General features: G+C 55.4%; 22 protein-coding genes. 13 read left to right on the forward strand and 9 right to left on the reverse strand.

The genetic code is table 11. The features are described 5' to 3' along the window. Window positions 1-28: 28 nt before the first annotated feature. The 3 genes from recF to dnaA are packed head-to-tail and all read right to left on the reverse strand — an operon-like array spanning window position 29 to window position 3590. A complete protein-coding gene (gene recF / locus HMPREF0201_RS20605; protein ID WP_016538702.1) occupies window positions 29-1102 on the reverse strand; it encodes a DNA replication/repair protein RecF in 1074 nt (357 codons plus the stop codon). Next, window positions 1103-2203, reverse strand: a complete 1101-nt coding sequence (dnaN, locus tag HMPREF0201_RS20610; RefSeq protein WP_016538703.1) for a DNA polymerase III subunit beta — start codon at window positions 2201-2203, stop codon at window positions 1103-1105. A 4-nt stretch (window positions 2204-2207) separates the two neighbouring features. Continuing rightward, a complete protein-coding gene (dnaA, locus tag HMPREF0201_RS20615; RefSeq protein WP_039898944.1) occupies window positions 2208-3590 on the reverse strand; it encodes a chromosomal replication initiator protein DnaA in 1383 nt (460 codons plus the stop codon). Window positions 3591-4184: 594 nt separating this feature from the next. Here dnaA and rpmH point away from each other — a divergent pair. From rpmH to HMPREF0201_RS20640, 7 genes are all read left to right on the forward strand, one after another. After that, window positions 4185-4325, forward strand: coding sequence for a 50S ribosomal protein L34 (gene rpmH / locus HMPREF0201_RS22780; RefSeq protein WP_003849659.1), 141 nt, complete (start codon window positions 4185-4187; stop codon window positions 4323-4325). A gap of 17 nt (window positions 4326-4342) precedes the next feature. Next, window positions 4343-4702, forward strand: a complete 360-nt coding sequence (gene rnpA / locus HMPREF0201_RS20620; protein WP_039898946.1) for a ribonuclease P protein component — start codon at window positions 4343-4345, stop codon at window positions 4700-4702. Next, complete coding sequence (gene yidD / locus HMPREF0201_RS22785) at window positions 4666-4923, forward strand: membrane protein insertion efficiency factor YidD (protein ID WP_071704120.1); 258 nt, start codon at window positions 4666-4668, stop codon at window positions 4921-4923. Before rnpA ends, yidD begins: the two co-directional genes overlap by 37 nt. A 2-nt stretch (window positions 4924-4925) precedes the next feature. Further along, complete coding sequence (gene yidC / locus HMPREF0201_RS20625; protein WP_016538706.1) at window positions 4926-6566, forward strand: membrane protein insertase YidC; 1641 nt, start codon at window positions 4926-4928, stop codon at window positions 6564-6566. Between the two features lie 78 nt (window positions 6567-6644). Continuing rightward, on the forward strand, window positions 6645-8009 hold the full coding sequence (mnmE, locus tag HMPREF0201_RS20630; RefSeq protein ID WP_016538707.1) for a tRNA uridine-5-carboxymethylaminomethyl(34) synthesis GTPase MnmE: 1365 nt from the start codon (window positions 6645-6647) through the stop codon (window positions 8007-8009). Window positions 8010-8330: 321 nt separating this feature from the next. After that, window positions 8331-9089 carry a 4'-phosphopantetheinyl transferase family protein gene (locus HMPREF0201_RS20635; protein WP_039898947.1) on the forward strand — a complete coding sequence of 253 codons (759 nt, stop codon included), beginning with the start codon at window positions 8331-8333 and terminating at the stop codon, window positions 9087-9089. Between the two features lie 17 nt (window positions 9090-9106). Next, complete coding sequence (locus HMPREF0201_RS20640; protein ID WP_016538710.1) at window positions 9107-9673, forward strand: NADPH-dependent FMN reductase; 567 nt, start codon at window positions 9107-9109, stop codon at window positions 9671-9673. Between the two features lie 59 nt (window positions 9674-9732). On the opposite strand, the gene HMPREF0201_RS20645 is transcribed toward HMPREF0201_RS20640, so the two are convergent. Next, complete coding sequence (locus HMPREF0201_RS20645; protein ID WP_016538711.1) at window positions 9733-11064, reverse strand: NCS2 family permease; 1332 nt, start codon at window positions 11062-11064, stop codon at window positions 9733-9735. A gap of 168 nt (window positions 11065-11232) precedes the next feature. Between HMPREF0201_RS20645 and yieH the strand changes: the two genes are divergently transcribed. Then, window positions 11233-11898: a 6-phosphogluconate phosphatase gene (yieH, locus tag HMPREF0201_RS20650; protein WP_016538712.1), complete on the forward strand. Its 666-nt coding sequence runs from the start codon at window positions 11233-11235 to the stop codon at window positions 11896-11898. A gap of 98 nt (window positions 11899-11996) precedes the next feature. On the opposite strand, the gene HMPREF0201_RS20655 is transcribed toward yieH, so the two are convergent. Beyond that, window positions 11997-12755: an SDR family NAD(P)-dependent oxidoreductase gene (locus tag HMPREF0201_RS20655; RefSeq protein ID WP_016538713.1), complete on the reverse strand. Its 759-nt coding sequence runs from the start codon at window positions 12753-12755 to the stop codon at window positions 11997-11999. A gap of 119 nt (window positions 12756-12874) precedes the next feature. Here HMPREF0201_RS20655 and HMPREF0201_RS20660 point away from each other — a divergent pair, with 119 nt between their 5' ends. The 4 genes from HMPREF0201_RS20660 (at window position 12875) to HMPREF0201_RS20675 (ending at window position 17161) form a co-directional block, all read left to right on the forward strand. Continuing rightward, window positions 12875-13774: a LysR family transcriptional regulator gene (locus tag HMPREF0201_RS20660; protein WP_016538714.1), complete on the forward strand. Its 900-nt coding sequence runs from the start codon at window positions 12875-12877 to the stop codon at window positions 13772-13774. Between the two features lie 55 nt (window positions 13775-13829). Continuing rightward, complete coding sequence (gene yhjD / locus HMPREF0201_RS20665; protein ID WP_039898948.1) at window positions 13830-14891, forward strand: inner membrane protein YhjD; 1062 nt, start codon at window positions 13830-13832, stop codon at window positions 14889-14891. Window positions 14892-14982: 91 nt separating this feature from the next. Next, a complete protein-coding gene (locus HMPREF0201_RS20670) occupies window positions 14983-15639 on the forward strand; it encodes a DapH/DapD/GlmU-related protein (RefSeq protein ID WP_016538716.1) in 657 nt (218 codons plus the stop codon). Window positions 15640-15835: 196 nt separating this feature from the next. Then, on the forward strand, window positions 15836-17161 hold the full coding sequence (locus tag HMPREF0201_RS20675) for an MFS transporter (RefSeq protein WP_016538717.1): 1326 nt from the start codon (window positions 15836-15838) through the stop codon (window positions 17159-17161). 121 nt (window positions 17162-17282) lie between these two features. Here the strand turns inward: HMPREF0201_RS20675 and HMPREF0201_RS20680 are convergent, their stop codons facing one another. Both HMPREF0201_RS20680 and pdeH read right to left on the reverse strand, forming a co-directional pair. Further along, window positions 17283-19349: an AsmA family protein gene (locus tag HMPREF0201_RS20680; RefSeq protein WP_016538718.1), complete on the reverse strand. Its 2067-nt coding sequence runs from the start codon at window positions 19347-19349 to the stop codon at window positions 17283-17285. A 65-nt stretch (window positions 19350-19414) separates the two neighbouring features. Further along, window positions 19415-20188: a cyclic-guanylate-specific phosphodiesterase gene (gene pdeH, locus HMPREF0201_RS20685; RefSeq protein ID WP_016538719.1), complete on the reverse strand. Its 774-nt coding sequence runs from the start codon at window positions 20186-20188 to the stop codon at window positions 19415-19417. Between the two features lie 242 nt (window positions 20189-20430). Between pdeH and kdgK the strand changes: the two genes are divergently transcribed. After that, the gene (gene kdgK / locus HMPREF0201_RS20690; protein ID WP_016538721.1) at window positions 20431-21363 is read left to right on the forward strand and encodes a 2-dehydro-3-deoxygluconokinase; all 933 of its coding nucleotides are present in this window, start codon (window positions 20431-20433) and stop codon (window positions 21361-21363) included. A gap of 51 nt (window positions 21364-21414) precedes the next feature. Here kdgK and HMPREF0201_RS20695 read toward each other — a convergent pair whose 3' ends face one another. Both HMPREF0201_RS20695 and HMPREF0201_RS20700 read right to left on the reverse strand, forming a co-directional pair. Continuing rightward, the gene (locus HMPREF0201_RS20695) at window positions 21415-22902 is read right to left on the reverse strand and encodes a M16 family metallopeptidase (protein WP_016538722.1); all 1488 of its coding nucleotides are present in this window, start codon (window positions 22900-22902) and stop codon (window positions 21415-21417) included. Between the two features lie 332 nt (window positions 22903-23234). Further along, window positions 23235-24521 (reverse strand): dicarboxylate/amino acid:cation symporter, encoded by a 1287-nt coding sequence (locus HMPREF0201_RS20700; RefSeq protein ID WP_016538723.1) that lies wholly within the window; start codon window positions 24519-24521, stop codon window positions 23235-23237. Window positions 24522-24635: the final 114 nt, after the last annotated feature.

The following is a 24635-nucleotide window of genomic DNA, read 5'->3' on the forward strand; positions in this document are numbered from 1 at the left end:
CAACGTTTCTCGCTCATTTAATCTTGGGTTAATCCGCTATTTTACCCTGATCCACAGCGAACATCTTTGAATTTTTGTCCGCCATATCTATCACATGTTCTGCGCTTATCGCGCTGACAAAAACCTGTGACTCCGTGGCCTTTAACCGGCTGGCCAATAGACCGCGCCGGGCATCATCCAGTTCAGAGGCAAAATCATCTATCAGATACAGGCAACGCCGCCCGTTCTGCCGGGTGAGAAACTCACCCTGCGCCAGTCTTAAGGCGCACATCAGTAATTTAAGCTGCCCGCGCGACAGGGTATCTTCCACCGGAGCGCCGTCGGCACGAATGCGAAAATCCGCTTTGTGGGGGCCGTGCGCGGTATAGGTCAGCATCCGGTCGCGTTCAAAATTACGCTCCAGCAGCTCGCTATAGTCGCTCTCCTTCTCCCAGCCGCGCTGGAAAGAGAAGCTAAGGGCAAATTCCGGTAGAAATTGAGCGCAGGTATCAGCCATGTCTTCCGCAATGGCGGCGCTATAATCGGCGCGCCAGCGGCTAATTTGTTCGGCCAGCGGAATCAACTCCTGATCCCACGGGCGCAGCTGCGCGTAGCGTGTCACCTGGCGCAACGCGGCGTTACGTTGCTTCAGCAGGCGCTTGAGGTTGCTCCAGGCGACAAAAAAGCCCGGTTCGTTGTGAAAACAGCCCCAGTCGAGGAAGGCTCTACGGTATTTGGGGCCGCCGTTGAGCAAAGTAAACCCCTCGGGGGTAATCAACTGCATCGGCATCATCATCGCCAGTTCGGCCACTTTATGCCCGTCGCTGCCGTCAATGCGCACTTTGCTGTCGCCCGCGCGGTCTTTTGTCAGGCCGATGGAGGTTTCCCTTTCACCGGTCTTTAACCGCCCGTGCAACACAAAAGAATCTTGTTCATGGCGGATCACACGCTCAATTTTCAGGCTGCGAAAAGCGCGCCCGTGCCCGAGGGTATAAATCGCCTCAAGCACGCTGGTTTTGCCGCTGCCGTTAGCACCGACCAGAAAATTAAAGCCCGGAGAGAGAGCAAGATCCGCGTTTTCGATGTTGCGAAAGTCTTTAATCAGCAAACGCGAAAGTGGCATCTACAGTCTCATCGGCATAACAACATAGGCAGCCGACTGGCTTGCCGCATCTTCAATCTGCACGCTGGAAACGGAGTCTGTCAGCAAAATGCGTACATTCTCGCACTTCAGGGCGTTCAGCACGTCAAGCACGTAGCTGACGTTGAAGCCGATTTCCATCTCGGTACCGTCGTAGGAAACGTCCAGAATTTCTTCTGCTTCTTCCTGCTCCGGGTTGTTGGCCGTGATTTTCAGCTGATTTTCGCTAACGAACAGGCGCACGCCGCGGAATTTCTCGTTCGACAGGATTGCCGCACGGGCAAACGCCTGCTTCAGCAGGTCGCAGCCCGCATCGAGATGTTTGTCCGGGTTTTTCGGCAGCACGCGACGGTAGTCCGGGAAGCGGCCATCCACCAGCTTAGAGGTGAAAATGAAATCGCCGACGTGGGCACGAATGTTATTGCTGCCGATCTGCACACGCAGCGGAGTGTCGCCGCCGTCGAGCATGCGCATCAGCTCAATCACGCCCTTACGCGGAACAATAACCGAATGGTTCGGCAGAGCCTGGCCAACCGGCATCGAGCAAACCGCCAGGCGGTGCCCGTCGGTGGCAACGGTACGCAGTTCTTCACCTTCGGTTTCGAACAGCATGCCGTTTAAGTAATAGCGAACGTCCTGATGCGCCATCGAGAACTGCGTGGCTTCGATCAGGCGTTTCATGGTCGCCTGCGGCAGGGTAAATTCTACCTCGCTCTGCCAGTCGTCCAGGTTAGGGAAGTCCGCCGCAGGCAGCGTAGAAAGCGAGAAACGGCTGCGCCCGGAGCGAACCAGCATACGATCCCCTTCCAGCTGAACAGCTATCTCCGCGCCTTCCGGCAGGCCACGACAGATATCGAAGAATTTACGCGCCGGTACGGTGGTCGCCCCAGGTTCATGAGGTTGTACCAGCGCCACGCGCGCCACCATCTCCATTTCCAGATCGGTACCGGTTAAAGAGAGTGCACCTTCAGCCACCTGCAGCAGCAGATTGCCCAGGATAGGCAGAGTCGGGCGGCCTCCGAGAGGGCCACTCACCTGCTGCAGCGGTTTTAATAAATGTTCACGTTCAACGGTAAATTTCATAGCGTCACGAAGATAATGTTCTGATTAAATTGGAGAAATCTTCTTTGATATCGTGGCTTTCTTCACGCAGCTGCTCAATCTTACGGCAGGCATGTAAAACCGTAGTATGGTCGCGGCCACCAAAAGCATCACCGATTTCCGGCAGGCTGTGGTTGGTCAGCTCTTTCGCCAGCGCCATCGCCATCTGGCGCGGACGGGCTACCGAGCGGGAGCGACGTTTAGACAGCAGATCCGCGACCTTAATTTTATAATACTCGGCTACGGTTTTCTGAATATTATCGATGGTAACCAGCTTTTCCTGAAGGGCAAGCAGGTCACGCAGCGCTTCACGCACGAAGTCGATGGTTATCGCACGGCCGGTAAAGTTGGCGTTGGCGATGACGCGGTTCAGCGCCCCTTCAAGCTCACGCACGTTAGAGCGCAGTCGCTTGGCAATAAAGAAGGCCACTTCGCCCGGCAGGCGGATATCGTTCTCGTCGGCCTTTTTCATCAGGATAGCCACGCGGGTTTCCAGCTCTGGCGGTTCGATAGCGACGGTCAGTCCCCAGCCGAAGCGGGACTTCAAACGATCCTCAACGCCGTTTATCTCTTTTGGATAACGATCCGAAGTGAGGATTATCTGCTGATTGCCTTCCAGCAGGGCGTTGAAGGTGTGGAAAAACTCTTCCTGTGAGCGCTCTTTATTGGCAAAGAACTGAATATCATCGATCAACAGCGCATCCACCGAACGGTAGTAACGCTTAAATTCTTCAATGGCGTTGTTTTGCAGCGCTTTTACCATGTCCTGAACGAAGCGCTCAGAGTGCATGTAAACCACTTTGGCATTCGGCTTGCGCGCCATAATGCCGTTACCCACGGCGTGCAACAGGTGAGTTTTACCTAAGCCGGTGCCGCCATAAAGGAAGAGTGGGTTATAAGCGCCGCCCGGGTTGTCCGCTACCTGACGAGCCGCCGCACGGGCCAGCTGGTTCGACTTACCTTCAACGAAATTATCAAAGGTGTGTTTCAGGTTAACGTTAGAACGGTATGAAGGTTCGGCCGGGGCAGGCATGTTATCCCAGCTTGGGCGCATCGGGGCCGCCGCGCGCGCAACATGAGTCGGCGCTGCGGCCGTTGCCATAGCTGCAACGGGCTGAGTAACGGGTTTGCTGCCAACTTCGAAGCGTAATAAAGGTGCGTCGCTGCCGCAAAAGTCGTTGAGAAGCCCGTTGATGTTATTAAGGTACTTATCGCGCACCCAGTCGAGCACAAAACGGTTAGGCGCGTACAAAGCCAGCGTGTTATCGCTCAGTTCCGCCTGTAGGGGGCGTATCCACATACTAAATTCTGTGGCTGGTAACTCATCCTGCAATCGGGCAAGACATTGCTGCCAAAGCGAAAGTGACACGGCGGACTCCACTCGATCAAAGTCGATAAAAAAGACGAAGACTGAAAGTTATACATTCATGATTGTTGACACACGCTCTCAGGCTGTGGGAGGCGCGCGAACCGCTATTTGCGGTTTCCCCGGTGAAAGCTGGATCACGATCGGGACCGCGGATCATAGCCTAAAGCGCGGCAGAGATCTTCTGTTTCTCACAGATTCTTCACGAATTATCCACAGGGAAGTTTTGAGCCGGTTAAGTGTAATCGATCCTGGCAAGCGTGCAGCGGGTAACCGTCTCATATTGGAAAATTTAATGACCAGCGCACATTTTTGACTAAAGAGATCTGAGGAAGATCCCTGCGGATCCTTGCGCTTTATCGACAACGCCGTATAATTCTCCACCCGTCGCGTAATGCCGCTGTACTTCAGCGGAGATCCGGGCCTCTTTACGGGGGTCAAAAGGGCGCAGCAGTAAGGGAATTGAATTGACTCCGGAGTGTACAATTATTACAATCCGGCCTCTTTAATCAGCCACACTGAAGCGTAAGTCGTTCGCAGACCCTGTAGGGCATTACGCAAATCCAGTGAAATTTAATAGTTTAGGTAGAAATCGCCATGAAACGCACTTTTCAACCGTCTGTACTGAAGCGCAACCGTTCTCACGGCTTCCGTGCTCGTATGGCAACTAAAAATGGTCGTCAGGTACTGGCACGTCGTCGTGCTAAAGGCCGTTCTCGTCTGACCGTTTCTAAGTAATAAAAGCTAACCCCTGAGTGGTTAAGCTAGCTTTTCCCAGGGAGTTACGTTTGTTAACTCCCAATCATTTCACATTCGTCTTCCAGCAGCCGCAAAGAGCTGGCACGCCGCAAATCACCATCCTCGGCCGCCTGAATTCGCTGGGGCATCCCCGCATCGGTCTTACCGTCGCCAAGAAAAACGTCAAACGCGCACATGAACGCAATCGGATTAAACGTCTGACGCGTGAAAGCTTCCGTCTGCGTCAACACGAACTGCCGCCAATGGATTTCGTGGTAGTAGCGAAAAAAGGGGTTGCCGACCTGGATAACCGGGCTTTATCGGAAGCATTGGAAAAGTTATGGCGTCGCCATTGTCGCCAGTCTCGCGGGTCCTGATAGCCCTTATCAGGGTCTATCAACGCCTGATTAGTCCGCTTCTCGGGCCGCATTGCCGTTTCACCCCAACCTGTTCTCACTACGGAATTGAGGCCTTACGCAGGTTTGGAGTGTTAAAAGGCAGTTGGTTAACGATGAAACGCGTACTAAAATGCCACCCTTTGAACCCCGGTGGAGACGATCCCGTCCCGCCCGGACCTTTTGATACCAGAGAACACTAACGATGGATTCGCAACGCAATCTTTTTCTCATCGCTTTGTTGTTCGTGTCTTTCATGATCTGGCAAGCTTGGGAGCAGGATCACGCTCCTCAGGTACAGCAGACCACGCAGACTACGACCACCGCAACGGGTAATGCCGCTAATCAGGCTGTACCGGCCAGCGGCCAGGGGAAACTCATTACGGTTAAAACTGACGTTCTTGAACTGACCATCAACACCCGCGGTGGTGATGTAGAACAAGCGCTGTTGCCAACCTACCCGAAAGAGCTGAAATCTTCCGAGCCGTTCCAACTGTTGGAAACGACCCCGGAGTTTATCTACCAGGCGCAAAGCGGCCTGACCGGTCGTGACGGCCCGGACAACCCGGCAAACGGCGAACGTCCTCTGTATAACGTCACGGCAGACACCTTTGTGCTGGCTGACGGCCAGAACGAACTGGCGGTTCCGCTGACCTATACCGATGCCGCAGGCAACACCTTCACCAAGACCTTCACCCTGAAACGCGGTGAGTTCTCCGTGGGTGTGGATTACGATGTGAAGAACGTGGGCGAGAAACCGCTGGAGCTGGCGACCTTCGGTCAGTTGAAGCAGTCCATCAATCTGCCGACTCATCGCGATACCGGCAGCAGCAACTTTGCGCTGCACACCTTCCGCGGTGCGGCTTACTCCACCCCGGACGCGAAATACGAGAAAGTTAAGTTCGACAACATCGCCGACGGCGAGAACCTGAACCTGAGCGCGAACAGCGGCTGGGTTGCGATGCTGCAGCAATACTTTGCTACCGCATGGGTTCCGCACACAACCGGCACGAACAACTTCTACACCACCAAACTGAGCAACAATGTGGCAGCGATTGGCTATAAATCCGCTTCACAGCTGGTTCAGCCTGGCCAAACGGCTCAACTGGGCAGCACCCTGTGGGTCGGCCCGGAAATCCAGGACAAGATGGCAGCCGTTGCGCCGCACCTTGACCTGACAGTAGATTACGGCTGGCTGTGGTTCATTTCTCAGCCGCTGTTTAAGCTGCTGAAATTTATCCACAGCTTCATCGGTAACTGGGGCTTCTCCATTATCGTCATCACCTTTATCGTGCGCGGCATCATGTACCCGCTGACCAAAGCGCAGTACACCTCGATGGCGAAAATGCGTATGCTGCAGCCGAAGCTGGCGGCGATGCGTGAGCGTATCGGTGACGATAAGCAGCGCATGAGTCAGGAGATGATGGCGCTGTATAAAGCTGAGAAGGTTAACCCGCTGGGTGGCTGCTTCCCGCTTATCATCCAGATGCCAATCTTCCTGGCGCTCTACTACATGCTGATGGGTTCCGTTGAGCTGCGCCACGCGCCGTTCGCCCTGTGGATCCATGACCTGTCCGCACAGGACCCGTACTACATCCTGCCGATTCTGATGGGCGCGACGATGTTCTTCATCCAGAAGATGTCGCCGACCACGGTAACCGACCCGATGCAGCAGAAGATCATGACCTTTATGCCGGTCATCTTCACCGTGTTCTTCCTGTGGTTCCCGTCAGGTCTGGTGCTGTACTATATCGTCAGCAACCTGGTGACCATCCTTCAGCAGCAGCTGATTTATCGCGGTCTGGAAAAACGTGGCCTGCATAGCCGCGACAAGAAAAAGACCTGATAACATCTGGCGTTAAGCTTACGAAAGGCGGTCGATTGACCGCCTTTTTCTTTTGTTATTCAAGGGCTGAGAGAGACTATGAGCCACAATGACACAATTATCGCCCAGGCCACCCCGCCGGGGCGCGGCGGCGTAGGCATTCTGCGTATTTCCGGCCGTCAGGCGCGCGAGGTGGCTGAAGCCGTCCTCGGCAAACTGCCTAAACCGCGCTATGCGGACTACTTACCGTTTCGCGATGCGGACGGAAGCGCGCTGGACCAGGGCATTGCCCTGTGGTTCCCCGGCCCGAATTCGTTTACCGGTGAAGATGTTCTTGAACTTCAGGGGCACGGCGGCCCGGTCATCCTCGACCTGCTGTTAAAGCGCATTCTGACGCTGTCCGGCCTGCGCATCGCTAACCCCGGTGAGTTCTCCGAGCGGGCGTTCCTCAACGACAAGCTCGACCTGGCTCAGGCCGAAGCGATTGCCGACTTGATTGACGCCACCTCCGAACAGGCCGCACGTTCAGCGCTCAACTCGCTGCAGGGCGCTTTCTCAGCGCGCGTTAATCACCTGGTTGAAGCGCTGACGCACCTGCGTATTTATGTAGAAGCGGCTATCGACTTCCCGGATGAAGAAATCGACTTCCTTTCGGACGGCAAGATTGAAGCCCAGCTGAATCAGGTCATTGGCGATCTTGATGCGGTACGCGCCGAAGCACGTCAGGGCAGCCTGCTGCGTGAAGGTATGAAAGTGGTCATTGCCGGGCGGCCTAACGCCGGTAAATCCAGCCTGTTAAACGCCCTGGCCGGTCGTGAAGCCGCCATTGTTACCGACATCGCCGGCACCACCCGCGACGTGCTGCGCGAGCATATCCACATCGACGGTATGCCGCTGCACATTATCGATACGGCAGGCCTGCGCGAAGCCAGCGACGAAGTTGAGCGCATCGGTATCGAACGCGCCTGGCAGGAAATTGAACAGGCCGATCGCGTGCTGTTTATGGTCGATGGCACCACCACCGACGCATTAGATCCAGCCGCTATCTGGCCGGACTTTATCGCCCGCCTGCCGGAACGTTTACCGATAACCGTCGTGCGCAATAAAGCGGACGTTACCGGTGAAGCGCTGGGGCTGAGCGAAGTGAATGGCCACTCACTGGTTCGCCTGTCGGCCCGAACCGGCGAAGGCGTAGAGGTGCTGCGTGCCCACCTGAAGCAGAGCATGGGCTTCGAAACCAATATGGAAGGCGGCTTCCTCGCCCGCCGCCGCCACCTGCAAGCGCTGGAACAGGCGGCAAACCATTTGCAGCAGGGTAAAGCGCAGCTGCTCGGTGCCTGGGCCGGAGAACTGCTGGCGGAAGAGCTGCGCCTGGCGCAGCAGAACTTAAGTGAAATCACCGGCGAATTCAGCTCCGACGATCTGCTGGGCCGCATCTTCTCCAGCTTCTGTATCGGTAAATAACACCCCCGCTTTAGCCCCGCGTCACAGTTCAGGATGCGGGGCATTTCTCCCGGCTAAAAAATACATCATTATTTCAAAGTGATGTCTTCAGGCTGGCACCTTCAGTACGCAACATATACAAAGCACTCAGAATTTTCCCGGGCTTGGATATATAATATATCGTGCAAAAAATAGATAATTTCCCTGAATAGCATCAATGACAACGCATTGACCAGGGGATTACTATTCTCTTCCTGACGGCGTTCAGGAAGCGAAGCGGAGCGCTGTTTTTGTTCAGCGAAAACAGCATTACATCTACTGACCATTATCATGGAGCGACAAATGGCGACGCATTTTGCAAGATGGGCTCTGAACCCTCCCAATCCCACATCTCCACGCCTGAATGACGAAACCCTTAACAGTGCCAGCCTGATGCCCGAGCATCGCCGTACCCGCTATCTGGCCTCCAGAACGCTGCTGGCCGAGATGATGTTTATGCTGTATGGCACTCAGCGCCTGCCGCGTATTATCACCTCTACTGCGGGGCGGCCGCACTTTGCGGACGACGAGCTGCCGGACTTCAGCATCGCCTATGCCGGAAATATGGTTGGCGTTTTGCTCGCCACCGAGGGCCGCTGTGGCCTGGATATGGAACTTCGACGCAGCTTCCTTGCGCCTTCTCCAGTTCTGCAATACCCGCAAAGCAGCAGCAGCGAAACCACCTGGATAGACAACCAAAACGATCCAAACGAAGCACGCACCCAGCTGCACACCCTGCGCCAAAGTGTGCTAAAACTGACGGATAACCCGCAAACCAGCCCCAGCGCACTACAATTATTGCCGGGCTCTGGTCGCCTGCGCGTCACAAACGAACCGCATATTGAAGCCGTAAGCGACGCTGAAGACATCCTCATCTGGGGCTGTACCGTTGCGCCCGGCGTGGAACGCCTGAAGCTGTGGGAGTTTGACGGCCAACAAGGGTGGCAGGCATTGCCGGATGCGGAAGCCCGCAGCCGTAGCGCTCAGGGCAGCCTGATTCGCCTGACCGGCATCCCGTCTGAATCCGCCGCGCCGCACAACACATTTTCCCGAACGTCCTGACAAAGAAAGGAGTACCAATGTCTGATTCGTTGAAGATAGTGACTTTACTGGGGAGCCTGCGTAAGGGTTCATTTAATGCGATGGTAGCCCGTACGCTGCCGAACATTGCCCCGGCGGGCATGCAGATAGACGCCCTGCCTTCCATCGGCGACATTCCGCTTTACGACGCGGATGTTCAGCAGGAAGAGGGTTTCCCGCAGAGCGTTGAGGCGATTGCCGAGCAGATCCGCCAGGCTGATGGCGTGGTGATTGTCACTCCGGAATACAACTACTCGGTGCCGGGCGGCCTGAAAAACGCCATTGACTGGCTTTCTCGTCTCCCTGAGCAGCCGCTGGCGGGCAAGCCGGTGCTAATCCAGACCAGCTCGATGGGCGCAATCGGCGGCGCACGTTGCCAGTATCACCTGCGTCAGATCCTCGTCTTCCTCGACGCAATGGTGATGAACAAACCTGAATTTATGGGCGGCGTCATTCAGAACAAAGTCGATACCCAGAGTGGCGAAGTGGTGGACCAAAGCACCCTCGACCATCTTACCGGCCAGCTTACCGCCTTTGGCGACTACATTCGTCGCGTTAAGGCCTGATAATCAGCCAAAAAAAACGCCAGTCATCATGACTGGCGTTGTTGTTTTTAGCGTCCGGCTTAATCGACAAAAACGATTTTCAGCACAAACAGCAGCGCAACGATAATGACGCACGGGCTAAGCTCGCGCCAGCGGCCGGTGCCCAGTTTCATCACGCAGTAAGAGATAAAGCCCAGCGCGATACCTTCGGTAATCGAGAAGCTGAACGGCATCATCACCGCGGTAACAAACGCAGGAACCGCTTCTGTCAGGTCGTCCCACTTCACGCGTGCCAGGCTTGAGGTCATCAGCACGCCGACGTAAATCAGCGCGCCTGCGGCCGCATAAGCCGGAACCATACCCGCCAGCGGAGACAAGAAGATAACCAGCAGGAACAGTAAACCGACGATAACGGCGGTCAGGCCGGTACGCCCGCCGACGGAAACGCCGGAAGAGCTTTCGATATAGGCGGTAACCGAAGAGGTGCCGAAGAAGGAACCGGTCACGGAGGAGATACTGTCAACAAACAGCGCCTGCTTCATGCGCGGGAACTTGCCCTTCTCGTCGGTCAGCCCGGCTTTATCGGTCACGCCAATCAGGGTGCCGGAGGAGTCAAACAGATTTACCAGCATAAAGGAGAAGATAACGCCCGCAAGACCCAGATTCAGGGAGCCAGCAAGGTCAACCTGGCCCACAACGCTGCTTACGCTCGGCGGCGCAGACACGATGCCGTGATATTGCACGTCACCCAGCAGCCAGCCCAGCAGAGTGGTCACCACAATGGACACCAGCACCGCGGCGTGAATATTGCGGGAGGCGAGTACGGCGATGATAAAGAAGCCCAGCGCGCCCAGCAGAACGCTATGGGAAGTCAGGTTGCCGATGCTGACCAGCGTCTCTTTGTTGGCAACGATGATCCCGGCATTTTTCAGCCCCATCATGCCGATAAACAGGCCAATACCGCTGGTGATGCCGACGCGCAGGCCAAGCGGGATATTGGCTATCATCCAGTAGCGAACGCGGAAAATAGTTAGCAGCAGCAGGCCGACGGCGCCCCAGAAAATTGCGCCCATGCCAACTTGCCAGGAAAGACCCATAGCGCCAACGACGACAAAAGCGAAGAAGGCGTTAAGCCCCATCGCCGGAGCCAGCGCTACCGGCAGGTTAGCAAACAGGCCCATCAGGATGCTGCCAAAAGCGGCAATCAGGCAGGTTGTCACGAATACCGCCTGGGTATCCATGCCTGCGGCACCGAGAATTTGTGGGTTAACAAAAACGATGTAGACCATCGTCAGGAACGTGGTAAACCCGGCTATCACCTCGGTACGTGCGGTGGTGCCATGTTCACGTAATTTGAACGCGCGTTCGAGCAGCCCCGGGCTTGCTTCCGGAGTGGACTGTGGTTGGCTCATTATCGGTTTCCGAACTAAAAGAGGAAAAAATACGCCGCTATCCTATACCAAAAATGGCAGGGGATAACGCAAATCATCCACTTTTTTCGCGGAAATTATCGCAACGGGATCGATTGCGTTGCGCAAAAAGCATAGAGTAAACGTTAAATCTGAAACCAAGGAAACGGCATGTCCGGTATAGAAGCGGTATTTTTTGACTGCGATGGCACGCTGGTAGACAGCGAAGTAATCTGCTCCAAAGCCTACGTGCATATGTTTGCGCAATACGGCATTCAGCTTGCGCTTGAAGACGTCTTTAAGACCTTCAAGGGCGTTAAACTTTACGAAATTATCGACACAATTAATGCCCGGCATGGCACCAGCCTGTCGAAGCCCGAGCTGGAAGCAATTTACCGCGCCGAAGTCGCGCGGCTGTTCGATAGCGAATTACAGGAGATCGCCGGGGCAAATACGCTGCTGGCGCAAATACGCAAGCCGATGTGCGTGGTGTCTAACGGCCCGGTTAGCAAGATGCAGCATTCGCTCGGTAAAACCGGCATGCTCGACTACTTCCCCGACACGCTGTACAGCGGCTACGATATTCAGCGCTGGAAGCCGGACCCGGCGCTGATGTTTCACGCCGCCGAGCAGATGAAGGTCAGCGTGGAGCGCAGCATTCTGGTTGATGATTCGATGGCGGGGGCACAGTCCGGCGTTGCGGCGGGGATGGAGGTCTTCTACTTCTGTGCCGATCCCCACAACAGGCCAATCGATCATCCTAAAGTGACGACTTTTACCGACCTGGCGGAATTACCGGCGCTGTGGAAAGCACGCGGCTGGGAAATTACGGCGTAGGAGTTGCCCCTCACCCCGAAAACTGGATTCAGTCTGTCCCCTCTCCCTTTTAGGGAAAGGGTTAGGGTGAGGGTCACCTGTCGGGAACGGTCAAAAAATTAAAGGAACATCCCGCCGGAAACTTCGATGCGCTGGGCATTCATCCAGCCGGTTTCATCGCTAAGAATAGCGGCAATAGCATCGCCAATATCATCCGGCTGGCCCACGCGGCCAAGCGCGGTTTGCGCAGCGATAGCTTTAGCCACATGCTCGTTATCCCGCACAATACCGCCGCTAAAATCTGTGGCAATCGCCCCCGGCGCGATGATATTCACCGCAATCCCGCGTGAACCCAGCTCTTTGGCCTGGTATTTGGTCAGCACTTCCATCGCCCCTTTCATCGTGGCGTAGGCGGCTTTGCCCGGCAGCGAGAAACGCGTCAGCCCGGTGGAAACATTCAGGATACGCCCGCCGTCTTTGATCAGCGGCAGCAGGCGCTGGGTCAGGAAGAATGGCCCCTTCAGATGAATGTTCATAATTTCATCAAACTGGGCTTCAGTGGTTTCTGCAAATGAAGCTTCGAGGCCAATTCCCGCATTGTTCAATAAATAATCAAACCTGTCGCGCTGCCAGACCTTTTGCAGCGTCTCTTTAACCTGCTCAGCAAAATTAGCGAACGCTGAAGAATCGCCGACGTTGAGCTGAATTGCCGCCGCTTTCACGCCAAATCGCTCAATTTCACTCACGACCTTCTCCGCTTCCTGCTTCTGGCTGTTAAAGGTGAAGATAATCCCCATTCCCTTTGCCGCCAGCTTCAGGGCTGCGTTTTTACCTAATCCACGGCTGCCGCCGGTCACTAAAGCGATACGCTGACTCATGATAAACCTCTTAATTGGCCGTCTGGTAATTGAGATACAGCTTATTAGCTGATACAAAATCAATAAATATGCCGTATCGCGCTTCACTGTTTCACTGACGACAACAATACGGGGATAAGATGGATAAAATACACGCAATGCAGCTTTTCGTCAGAGTGGCGGAGCTGGAGAGTTTTACCCGCGCCGCAGACACGCTTGGGCTACCTAAGGGCAGCGTTTCACGCCAGATTCAGGCGCTGGAAAGCACCCTCGGCACGCGCCTGCTGCACAGAACCACCCGCCGGGTTCAGCTCACCCAGGACGGGATGGTCTATTATGAACGCTGCCGGGATCTGCTGGCCAACCTCGACGAGCTGGACGGTCTGTTCCAGAGCGACCCCGCCAGCATCAGCGGGCGGCTGCGGGTGGATATGCCGGTTACGCTGGCACGCGGCCTGATTATTCCCAAACTCCCCGGCTTTCTTCAGCAATATCCCGGCATCGAATTAGAACTCAGCAGCAGCGACAGAATGGTTGATGTGGTGCGGGAAGGGTTTGACTGCGTAGTGCGCGTGGGGCAACTCAAAGACTCCGGCCTGGTGGCAAGGCCGATTGGCAAATTCACCATGATTAACTGCGCCAGCCCGGACTACCTGAGCCGCTTTGGCTACCCTGAAAACCTCGACGACCTCGCTTCCCACGCGCTGGTACATTACGCGCAAAACCTTGGATCAAGGCCTCAGGGGTTTGAAATCTGGCTGGATAAAACCACGCAATGGGTGAAAACCGGCGGGCTGATTACGGTCAACAGCACCGAAACTTATCAGGCCGCCTGCGTTGCCGGGCTGGGCATTATTCAGGTGCCGCGCGTAGGGGTAAAAGCCCAGTTGAAGAACGGCAGCCTGGTGGAAATCCTGCCGCAATACCGCGCCGAACCGATGCCCATCTCGCTGCTTTACCCGCACCGCCGCAACCTTTCCCGGCGGGTACATCTGTTTATGGAGTGGCTAACTGAGATACTGAAATCGTATGTAGATTAGCGTTATGGCTATAATTTCCTTAAGATCCTGCCTTAACAAAAGGAAAATTGACCCGATGACGACGCCGGATAATAGCGAAAAACGCCCAACCAACGAGCTGGAATACCAGCCTGTAGTGAGCATTACGCCTCCACAGGACGAAGAGAAAAGCGAGCAAACGGACAATAGCGAACCGCTGGTCAAGCTCAAAACCGGCAACGCCGCCGTAAACAGCACCATCGCCACCGTGAATAAAACGGTCAGGCTGCCTATGGTGGCGCACCTGCTGCGCGCGACGGAGCGCTTTAATGACCGCCTTGGCAACCAGTTCGGAGCGGCCATTACCTACTTCTCGTTCCTGTCGCTTATCCCAATAATGATGGTGGCGTTTGCAGCGGGCGGCTATGTTCTCGCCTCGCACCCAACCCTGCTTGAAGATATTTTTGCCAAGATCCTCGATAACGTCAGCGATCCCACCCTTGCCGCTACGCTGAAAAATACCATCAACACCGCCGTTCAGCAGCGAACCACCGTCGGCCTGGTCGGGCTGCTGATTGCGCTCTACTCCGGCATAAACTGGATGGGTAACCTGCGCGAAGCGGTGCGCGCCCAGTCGCGCGATAAGTGGGAGCGTAGCCCGCAGGATCAGGAAAAATTCTGGATAAAATATCTGCGCGACTTTATCTCGCTGATTGGCCTGCTGATTGCGCTGATTGTTACGCTCTCGATAACGTCTATCTCAGGCTCGGCCCAGACGTTGCTGATTGGCCTGCTGCATCTCGGCGACATCGAATGGCTGAAACCGGCCTGGCATCTGGTCGGCCTGGCGATTTCTATTTTCGCTAACTACCTGCTGTTTTTCTGGATTTTCTGGCGTCTGCCGCGCCACCGCCCGCGCCGTAAAGCGCTGATCCGCGGCACTCTGATTGCGGCGATTGGCTTCGAGGTTATCAAAATCATCATGACCTACAGCCTGCCAAAGCTTGTCAGCTCGCCGTCCGGGGCCGCATTTGGCTCGGTGCTTGGGCTGATGGCCTTCTTCTACTTCTTCGCCCGACTGACGCTGTTTTGTGCCGCCTGGATTGCCACCGCAGAATATAAAGACGACCCAAGAATGCCGGGCAAGACGCATAAATAATCTTGTCATGATCTCCGGTCAGGATAGGTAGGCCGCCAGCATCCGTGCTGGCGGGTTTACTTGTCTAAACCTCCGACCAGAGAACAGTGCCATGACAACCGCCTCCGTACCCAAGCTCAAGAAAACCTTTATCGACCCCAGCGTTCGCCTGCGGGAAGCCCAAATCGGCGAGCAGTGCGAAATCCTTGCCAACACCGTGGTGGAATACAGCTCGCTGGGCGACTTCTCCTACCTGGGCGAGCACTGCTGCATTGCCGATAGCGTTATCGGTAAATTCACCGCCATTGCCAGCCATGTTCGCCTCGGCGCGCCCAACCACCCGATGGACCGCCCTTCACAACATCGCTTTACCTATTGCCCGGAGTATTACGCCGCGAACGTTAGCCGGGATACCTCATTCTTTGAACACCGCCGGGAAGACAGAGTGGTGATTGGCAATGACGTATGGATTGGGCACGGAGTTATCGTACTGCCAGGCGTAACGGTCGGCGACGGCGCGGTACTTGCCGCCGGAGCGGTAGTGAGCAAAGACGTCGCACCCTACACCATCGTTGGCGGCGTTCCCGCTAAGCTTATCCGCAGCCGCTTCCCGCAGGATATTGCCGCCAGCCTGCAACGGATTGCCTGGTGGGACTGGCCGCTGGATAAACTCATGTCGCATCTGGACGAGTTTCAGTCCGGCGATATCGCCGCTTTTTGCTCCCGCCGTGAGGCAGAGGCTAACTTAGCAGATAAATCTAACTGGTAACTTTTATTTAACCTAAAACCAGTTTTATCATCTATTTTGTAAATTTTGTGAAGCATTTCATAGATGCTTACGCGCCAGTCTGAAAATTATCCACTTAATGACCATTTTTTGACCAGCCACAGGCCGCGCGGCGCGTTGAAATGCTCCTTTTGCTATGCGTAAATGGTCCTTCGTTCGCTATAAATAAGAAAAATCTATGCAAGCATCCGTTGCCACAACTCTCGATACCGGGGCTGACGCCACGCCAGTAAACTCACGCGGAAAAGTCGTTGTTGCCTCGCTGGTCGGCACGGCCATCGAGTTCTTCGACTTTTACATTTACGCCACCGCGGCGGTGATTGTTTTCCCGCACATTTTCTTCCCGCAGGGTGACCCGACGGCGGCCACGCTACAGTCGCTGGCTACCTTTGCTATCGCCTTTATTGCGCGCCCGATTGGCTCGGCGCTATTTGGTCACTTTGGCGACCGGGTGGGCCGCAAGGTCACGCTGGTTGCATCTCTGCTAACCATGGGTGTTTCTACCGTGGTGATTGGCCTGCTGCCGGGCTATGCCTCCATTGGCATTTTCGCCCCGCTGCTGCTGGCTCTGGCTCGCTTTGGCCAGGGTCTTGGCCTTGGCGGTGAATGGGGCGGTGCTGCCCTGCTGGCAACCGAGAATGCGCCGCCGCGTAAACGCGCGCTGTACGGCTCCTTCCCACAGCTTGGTGCGCCTATTGGCTTCTTCTTTGCCAACGGCACCTTCCTCCTGCTCTCCTGGCTGCTGACCGACGAGCAGTTTATGTCCTGGGGCTGGCGCGTACCGTTTATTCTATCTGCCGTATTGGTCATTATCGGGCTTTATGTGCGTGTATCGCTGCATGAAACCCCGGTATTCGCGAAGATTGCCAAAGCCGGAAAGCAGGTAAAAGTGCCTATGGGTACGCTGCTGAGCAAACATTTGAAGGCCACCATCCTCGGCACCTTCATCATGCTGGCAACCTATACGCTGTTCTATATCATGACGGTCTACTCGATGACCTTCAGTACCGCGCCCGCACCGGCCGGCCTTGGCTTCTCGCGTAACGACGTGCTGTGGATGCTGATGATGGCGGTGATTGGCTTTGGCGTGATGGTGCCGATTGCAGGCTACCTTGCGGACGCGTTTGGCCGCCGCAAGAGCATGATTATTATCACCAGCCTGATGATCGTATTTGCCCTGTTCGTCTTCCCGCCGCTGCTGGGTTCAGGAAACCAGGCGCTGGTGATGGCCTATCTGTTAATCGGCCTGAGCCTGATGGGGCTGACCTTCGGCCCGATGGGCGCCCTGCTGCCGGAGCTGTTCCCGACCGAGGTTCGCTATACCGGGGCGTCATTCTCCTACAACGTCGCCTCCATTCTTGGGGCGTCCGTTGCGCCCTACATTGCCACCTGGCTGCAGGCTAATTACGGCCTGTTCTATGTTGGCGTGTATCTGGCGTGCATGTCGGCGCTGACGCTGATTGCGCTGCTGCTGAGCAAAGAAACCCGCCACCAGTCGCTGTAATTTTTACCCTCACCCTGACCCTCTCCCTAAAAGGGAGAGGGGATGAAGAGAGAAACCTGACCAAAAGGGAAAGGGGACGCTGATTTCCCCCTCGCCCCTTCGGGGAGAGGGGAAGCTTCACTCACTTCTTCATCTGCCCCAGAATAGTCCGGCACTGATTATCACTCCCTTCCGAGGGCGATATCAGCGCGGCCAGCGCCGCAGCAGGCGTCACTAAAGTCGCCAGAGCGGCGGCAACCGCACCGCGCACAATCAGCGGCCCCGGCTTCACGCCCGCATCCGGGTTCTTAAACGTACCGCGCACGTACAGCGGTGAACGCAGGGTGATAATTCGAATACCTTTGCTTTCAGGGTCGATGGTTAAGTCCAGCCGCTCGCTGGCGAAATTGGTGCTGCCGGTGACGTTAATCAGCGCATTTTCCGTATCGAAGGCAAAAATCCTCGGCGTCGCCGTCCCGTTACGCAGATCCAGATTCGCAGCGGCGCAGTTGATGCGCACTTCGTCATCACCAAAAATCTTGCCGACGATATAGTTCCCAACGTTTAAACCAACGATTTCCATCAGGTTGCGGCTAATAAGGCCGTCGTTCATCAGCAGCTTGAGGTTGCCGTTGCTGGTGCCCAGCAGTCCGGCAATGGAGTTACCTCGCCCGCTAAGATTGGCGTCACCATTCAGTTCCCCAAGGGTCTTCTGCATCGACTCGACCTTGGGCATCAGCTGTTTAAGCTGAAGACGCCGCGCCTGAATCTCCGCTTTGCCCTGCATCGGCTTTTTATCGCCTTCGAGGTGAATATTGGCGTTGATGCTGCCCCCCGCCATGCCAAACTTCAGCGGATCCAGGCGCAGGTCGGCATTTTTTAAGATAACGTGGGTGGAGAGATCGCTAAGCGGTAGCGTTCCGCTGTGCTCGATGCGCTGCCCTTTAAAGCGCACGTCGGCATCCATCACGTTCCACTTATCCGTTTCAAAGCGGTCGTAAGGCAGCACCTTGTCGGCCGGTTGTGCCGTTTTTTCCCCACGTTGCTGTTTTGCCTTTTCGGTTTTCTCAACTCCCTTCCCCGAGTCCACGCCGATCAGCGGCCCCAAATCGGCAAGGCGCAGCTGTTTAGAAACCAGATCCCCCTCCAGCTTAGGCCGGGGTTTGCCCTGGCTGTATGTAAGCGAGCCGTGAATATCGCTGTCGCCAATTCGCCCGTTAAAATCCTGATAGCGGAATATCGAACCTTTTTCAGAGTCGATTTTTGCCAACAAATGGCCATCAGTTTCAAACGGCGGGGTTTCAGGCAGTAAAACGCCGGTCAGCGCATAGAGATTGCCGAGGGAGTCGCCCGAGAATTTCAGGCGCAGGTCAACGCCGCCCATTTTCATCGGGTCATTGATGGTGCCAACAAAAGCAACGCGCGAAGTGCCCGAGCGCACGTCTGCCTGTACCGGGAAGGCGCTGTCGTTCTCACTGCGAAGCGCCAGCATGCCGCCAATTTTTCCGCTCCCTTCCACCGGCTGTCCGCCGTAGCGGCCATTCACTTTCAGGCCAAAAACGTAGTCGGCGGCCTTCGCCGCATCTTTACCCTGCGGTTTCTGCCCGGAGACTTCACTGAACGGCAGCGGTTTCCCGAGCGGGTCAACCAGGAGGGTCAAATCAGCCTTCGTCACTTTGTCATCGACGGTGATTCGGCCTTTATCAAACAGAATATTGTCGAGGCGGAACGACCACCCGGAAGGCTTCTGATTTGGGTCCTCAGAGGTTGAATCGGCGAGGTTAAAAGTCCAGTTATTGTTTTTTTCCGACAGCCGGATAATCCGTGCGTCCGGCTCAACCAGCTTGATCCACGGGATATAAACAGTTTTGGTGAGCAGCGCCAGCGGGGCCAGGGTTGCATCCACTCGGGGCAGATGCACCATCGTCACTTCGGGGATATCCGGCGGGTTGCCGAGGAGAATATCTTCGGCGTGAACGTGCGGCCACGGAATCCAGCTGCGCCAGCCCGTTTCCTCTTTATTACGTTCCCAGACAACGCCCAAATCACCGCGAATAGCAAAAGGGCGGTTCAGCTCTGTCGAGACTTTTTGGTTGATGGTTGGTTTCAGTCGATTCCAGTCGAAAGTCGCAATCACGACGATCGCCACTACAACCAACAACAAGAAAATCCCGGCGATTCCACTGCTTATTTTACCTGTTCTCGTCATCCTGTTTTCCTCTCCTAATGCCGGTCTGCCTGACTAAAAGATAGTCCAGCGAGACCAAAACGGCATCAGGGGAAACGGGTCAGAACATTTTCCAGGTTTTCGAAAGGCACCGGGCGGGACAGAAAGTACCCCTGGGCAGCATAGGCAGGAGAGGACTGCACATCGCGCCATTCTTCAATATTTTCAATACCTTCTACGATAACACCCTTGCAATAGCGGTTCATCAACTGCAACAGCATGGTAAAAAGATTACGCCCTTCATCGCTCTTTCTCAGCATGATAAAAAGCTCACGCGCGACTTTGATATAGTCGTAACGCACTTCGCTCAGCGCGGAAAAGTTTGCCAGTCCGGTACCAAAATCATCCAGCCAGAGCGGGCCGAATTCGTGCATGCCTGCAAGTGTTGCCGCCTGCGGTAAATTAATATGCTCGACCAACTCAAAGCGCACCCACGGCAGCTTAGCGATCAGCTCAAGGATCGGCTGATGCTGCTTCATGGCGATAAGCGTAGGGCCGTCCACGTTTACCGACGCAAGAATACCGTGCCGGATAAAGGTCTGTTCCCACGCCTCGAGCAGGCGCAGCTGCTCTTCAATGACATCAAGACGCTGGTGTCCGGAAATCGAGGAGAAATAGCGGTCGGGCGGGATACGGGCATCAGCTTCGCCCGGATGCGTAACCACCGTCAGCAGCTCGACTGCCATTAATTTCCCGTCGATTTTATAAATTGGCTGAAAGGTGTAGCGCCGCTGGCATTGCAGCCAAAATCGTCGTTCCTGCAAACTTTCCACGCTCGCTTCAAGCGTATGCAGCCGGTGAGTAATCTGCTTCAACTTCATCTGTACATCCTGTTTGACCTGATGACTCTACGTGGCTCGTCGAAAGGTTATCGGCGTGGCAATAGAGAACTTTATGTTCGCTTTCGCAGCAAAACGTTTAGCCGCGATTTTTGTCACAATCACAACAACCTGGCGCGCTTCAAATTTTTTCAAAACGTCGTTTTAAATTGTTTGACTCACTTTTCAACGCGGCGGAGAATGCAAAAAACTCTCTTTTTGTTCGTTTAATCATCAGGTCTCCTATGCCAACCAGCAAAATTGCCGTTATCGGCGAATGCATGATAGAGCTGTCACAAAACGGTGCGGAACTACAGCGCGGTTTCGGCGGCGACACGCTAAATACCTCGGTTTATCTTGCTCGCCAGGTTGATAAAAACTCGCTTGCCGTTCATTACGTTACCGCTCTTGGTGAAGATAGTTTCAGCCGGCAAATGCTTGAGGCGTGGTCCCGGGAAGGGCTGCATACCGGGCTTATCCAGCGCCTGGAGCACCGGCTGCCGGGGCTTTATTACATCGAAACCGACGCCAGCGGAGAGCGTACTTTTTACTACTGGCGTAACGAGGCCGCCGCCCGTTTCTGGCTGGAGAGCGAACGCTCAGCAGAGGTTTGCGCCGAGCTGGCGCGGTTCGACTATCTCTACCTGAGCGGCATCAGCCTCGCCATTCTCAACGAAGCCAGCCGAATCAGGCTGATGGCGTTGCTGAAACAGGCGCGGGCCAGCGGCTGTAAGGTGATTTTTGATAACAACTATCGCCCGCGTTTATGGGCCAGCCGGGAAGAGACGCAGAGCGTCTATCGGCAAATGCTGGCCTGCACCGACATCGCGTTCCTGACGCTGGACGATGAAGACGCGCTTTGGGGCACCAGCCCGGCCAGCGACGTTATCCAGCGAACCCAGGCAGCAGGGGTGAGCGAAGTGGTTATTAAGCGCGGGGCAGACTCTTGCCTGGTTGCGGTTAAGGGCGAAGCGGTGCTGGAGATCCCGGCGGTAAAGCTGGCGAAAGAAAAAGTCATTGATACTACGGCGGCGGGAGATTCCTTCAGCGCAGGCTATCTGGCGGTGCGCCTGAGCGGTGGCAGCGCGAAAGAGGCCGCAAGGCGCGGCCATCTGACGGCAAGTACGGTGATTCAGTATCGCGGGGCGATTATCCCGCAGGAAGCCATGCCTGCCTGAGTTGACCCTCTCCTTTTGGGGAGAGGGCCGGAGTGAAGGGCCGTTCCCGCGTTAAGAAGCCGGAGGAATATCCGAAACATCCTGCTTAGGATCGTCGGTCACGGGCGGCGCGGCTGCCGGAACCATCACCTTCTCCCACGTTTCCTGCAAATCCTTCATGTTGTACTCGGGCTCACCCTTCGGCTGCAGCAGAACCAGAGCCATCTCCTGGGAAAGCTGCTGGCGCAGATCCTGATTAATCATCGGCACGGTCAGGCTGTCCAGGAAGTCCTGGCGCAACTTCTGATACTGCTCCGGCGCGATGTCCACAACCTGATTCTGCAATGAGCGCATACGCTGGCTGATAAGCACATCGGTATCGGTGCGGGCGTAGGTCGCAAACAGCTTGGTCAGCTCATTTTTCTTCTGGGCAATCAGCGCATCAAACTCTTCCTGCGACAGGCCTTTATCCCGCACTCTCAGCAGCTCACGCCCCACGGAGGTCAGGCTGCTGTTCAGCTTGTCGTTTGGTGACTCAATGTTAATCCCGCACTGGGCGCGCTGGTAAAGCACGCGGCAGTCGAAGCTCAGATTAATATCTTTGCCGCCGTTTTTGCTGCTGAGGTTCTGCTGAACGTTCCAGAACAGCGCCTCACGAGCCAGGTCGGCACGCCAGTAGCGCAGCAGCGCGGCAGAGTCACGAATCGGCTGCCACTGGTTGTCCCACATCAGAGAAAGCCTGTCCTGACGCACGCTGCCGGTCATCATGCTGACCGGCTCAGGCTTCAGCGGAGAAAGCGTTGCCACCGGAGCAGGCGTTTCACGCTTCCCCTTCAGCTCGCCGAAGGTTTTATTGATTTGCTCCGCAACGTTGCGGCTGTCCACGTTGCCCACCACGATAAGCGTCATCGCATCCGGGGTGTACCACTTGTCGTAAAACGCTTTCAGCTGCGCGGCATCAACCGGGCGCTTGAGGTCTTCCGCAGGGTCGTGGCCCAACAGCGTGGAGCCTTTAAGACGGTAGCGCCACCAGCTGTCTTTGGTGTTCATCGGCCAGGTTGCAACCATATCCGGGGCGCGCAGCGCGGCGGCGACTGTATCGGAGTCGACGTTTAACGTGCCGGTATTGGTTGCCAGAAACGCCAACGCTTCTTTCAGAAGGTCATTGCGGTTGTTAGGCAGGCTGAGATTAAACAGCGTGAAGTCATAAGAGACAATTGCCGGGGGCAGCGGACGCTCAGGGTCACTGCTCTGCTGCCATAGCGAACGCGCCTGGCTTGTTGGCAGACCGCCGGTCTGCGTCAACACCATACGCGGTAAAAAGTGGCTGTAGCCGCTTTGCTGAGCGGTTTCGGTAAGCGAACCGGTATTCACCATCAGGCGAATTTCTACTCGATCGCTCGGGCGCTGGGGAGTGGCTAATACCTGCCACTGGAAGCCGTTTGCCAGCGTTCCTTGTTGCCAGGCCGGATCTGGCTGGAGCGCTTCTGCCTGCACGTTACCGGCGGCCGCAACTAACAGCAAGCCTCCGGCTAAAAGTCGAATCTTGGTGCCCTGCATGTGAACCCCTAAAAACAATCCTGGTTAAAAGTAGCACATCGGCGCGGCATTCGACGTCCGCAGACCGACATCAGTGACATTTCACCAATCCGTTTGACCGCACTTCTGCGGAAACGTCACTTTTGAAAGTGAAAAATAGACAATTAAAACCCTAAATAATTCGAGTTGCAGGTAGGCGACAAAGGAGTGGGTCCTCAGAAGCTTACTTGAGTAAGTGACTGAGATGAGGGAGTGCGGCCAACATCCCTGCAACTTGAAGTATGACGGGTATTAGGGGTAATTATGCAGAGTTGCCCGCAGCGAGGGCAAGTCGCTGCGGGCAATTGGTCGGATTAGTGGGTGACTTCGGTCACTTTTTTGTCGGATTGTGGGTTATCCAGCTGCTCTTTAAGCTGTTTCTCATCAAGCTGCTTCACCCATTTGGCTACCACTACGGTTGCCACGCCGTTGCCGACCAGGTTGGTCAGGGCGCGTGCTTCGGACATAAAACGGTCAATACCGAGGATCAGCGCCAGCCCCGCGACAGGCAAATGCCCTACCGCAGAAATGGTTGCCGCCAGCACGATAAAGCCGCTTCCGGTCACCCCTGCCGCCCCTTTAGAGGAGAGCAGCAGCACCACGAGGAGCGTTATCTGATGGAAGATATCCATATGGCTGTTGGTCGCCTGGGCAATAAATACCGCGGCCATGGTCAGGTAAATCGAGGTGCCGTCGAGGTTAAAAGAGTAACCGGTCGGAATAACCAGCCCCACAACCGATTTACGACAGCCGAGTTTTTCCATTTTGTCGAGCATGCGCGGCAGTACGGACTCGGAGGAAGAAGTCCCGAGCACGATCAGCAGTTCTTCTTTGATGTAGCGAATAAATTTGAAGATGCTAAAGCCGGTGGCACGGGCAATCGAACCCAGAACCAGAACCACAAACAGAATACAGGTGATATAGAAGCAGATAATCAGCTGGCCCAGCTGCACCAGGGAGCCAACGCCGTATTTGCCGATGGTGAATGCCATCGCGCCGAATGCGCCGATAGGGGCCAGGCGCATAATCATGTTGATAATACCGAAAATGACCTGAGAGAAGCTTTCGATGACGTTGAAGATAATCTGGCCTTTGTGGCCCAGGCGATGCAAAGCGAAGCCAAACAGCACCGCGAACAGCAGGACTTGCAGGATATTCCCGCTGGCGAAAGCGCCGATAACGCTGCCGGGGATAACGTCTAACAGGAAGGCAATCACGCCCTGCTGCTGAGCCTGCTCGGCGTAAACCGCCACGGCTTTAGCATCCAGCGTTGCGGGATCTACGTTCATACCCGCGCCAGGCTGCAGCACGTTAACCACCACCAGGCCGATAATCAGAGCGATAGTGCTGACAATTTCAAAGTAGAGCAGCGCAACCGCGCCGGTGCGGCCAACGGCCTTCATGCTTTCCATGCCAGCAATCCCGGTCACCACGGTACAGAAGATGACGGGCGCAATAATCATTTTGATCAGTTTGACGAACGCATCGCCAAACGGTTTCATTTGGGCACCCAATTCCGGGTAAAAGTGACCGAGCAGAATGCCGATAGCAATCGCGGTCAGAACCTGAAAATAAAGGCTTTTGAAGAGTGAGGTTTTCATTAGAGTATCCTTGAACGGAGAGTAACCGCAGCGCCGTATTCGGAACCGGTCGTACTGCGGCACTCAACATATCACCCCAAAAAAAACGCAGAAGTGGCCTCGATCTAATTTGTT

Origin of the sequence: Cedecea davisae DSM 4568 (assembly GCF_000412335.2) — a bacterium.
Taxonomy (GTDB): Bacteria; Pseudomonadota; Gammaproteobacteria; order Enterobacterales; family Enterobacteriaceae; genus Cedecea; species Cedecea davisae.

Bases quoted from the DNA above. Each gene is read 5' to 3' on its own strand.
- recF (WP_016538702.1), bottom strand. From the start codon at position 1,102: ATGCCACTTTCGCGTTTGCTGATTAAAGACTTTCGCAACATCGAAAAC.
- dnaN (WP_016538703.1), bottom strand. From the start codon at position 2,203: ATGAAATTTACCGTTGAACGTGAACATTTATTAAAACCGCTGCAGCAG.
- rpmH (WP_003849659.1), top strand. From the start codon at position 4,185: ATGAAACGCACTTTTCAACCGTCTGTACTGAAGCGCAACCGTTCTCAC.
- yidD (WP_071704120.1), top strand. From the start codon at position 4,666: ATGGCGTCGCCATTGTCGCCAGTCTCGCGGGTCCTGATAGCCCTTATC.
- yidC (WP_016538706.1), top strand. From the start codon at position 4,926: ATGGATTCGCAACGCAATCTTTTTCTCATCGCTTTGTTGTTCGTGTCT.
- mnmE (WP_016538707.1), top strand. From the start codon at position 6,645: ATGAGCCACAATGACACAATTATCGCCCAGGCCACCCCGCCGGGGCGC.
- HMPREF0201_RS20635 (WP_039898947.1), top strand. From the start codon at position 8,331: ATGGCGACGCATTTTGCAAGATGGGCTCTGAACCCTCCCAATCCCACA.
- HMPREF0201_RS20640 (WP_016538710.1), top strand. From the start codon at position 9,107: ATGTCTGATTCGTTGAAGATAGTGACTTTACTGGGGAGCCTGCGTAAG.
- HMPREF0201_RS20645 (WP_016538711.1), bottom strand. From the start codon at position 11,064: ATGAGCCAACCACAGTCCACTCCGGAAGCAAGCCCGGGGCTGCTCGAA.
- yieH (WP_016538712.1), top strand. From the start codon at position 11,233: ATGTCCGGTATAGAAGCGGTATTTTTTGACTGCGATGGCACGCTGGTA.
- HMPREF0201_RS20655 (WP_016538713.1), bottom strand. From the start codon at position 12,755: ATGAGTCAGCGTATCGCTTTAGTGACCGGCGGCAGCCGTGGATTAGGT.
- HMPREF0201_RS20660 (WP_016538714.1), top strand. From the start codon at position 12,875: ATGGATAAAATACACGCAATGCAGCTTTTCGTCAGAGTGGCGGAGCTG.
- yhjD (WP_039898948.1), top strand. From the start codon at position 13,830: ATGACGACGCCGGATAATAGCGAAAAACGCCCAACCAACGAGCTGGAA.
- HMPREF0201_RS20670 (WP_016538716.1), top strand. From the start codon at position 14,983: ATGACAACCGCCTCCGTACCCAAGCTCAAGAAAACCTTTATCGACCCC.
- HMPREF0201_RS20675 (WP_016538717.1), top strand. From the start codon at position 15,836: ATGCAAGCATCCGTTGCCACAACTCTCGATACCGGGGCTGACGCCACG.
- HMPREF0201_RS20680 (WP_016538718.1), bottom strand. From the start codon at position 19,349: ATGACGAGAACAGGTAAAATAAGCAGTGGAATCGCCGGGATTTTCTTG.
- pdeH (WP_016538719.1), bottom strand. From the start codon at position 20,188: ATGAAGTTGAAGCAGATTACTCACCGGCTGCATACGCTTGAAGCGAGC.
- kdgK (WP_016538721.1), top strand. From the start codon at position 20,431: ATGCCAACCAGCAAAATTGCCGTTATCGGCGAATGCATGATAGAGCTG.
- HMPREF0201_RS20695 (WP_016538722.1), bottom strand. From the start codon at position 22,902: ATGCAGGGCACCAAGATTCGACTTTTAGCCGGAGGCTTGCTGTTAGTT.
- HMPREF0201_RS20700 (WP_016538723.1), bottom strand. From the start codon at position 24,521: ATGAAAACCTCACTCTTCAAAAGCCTTTATTTTCAGGTTCTGACCGCG.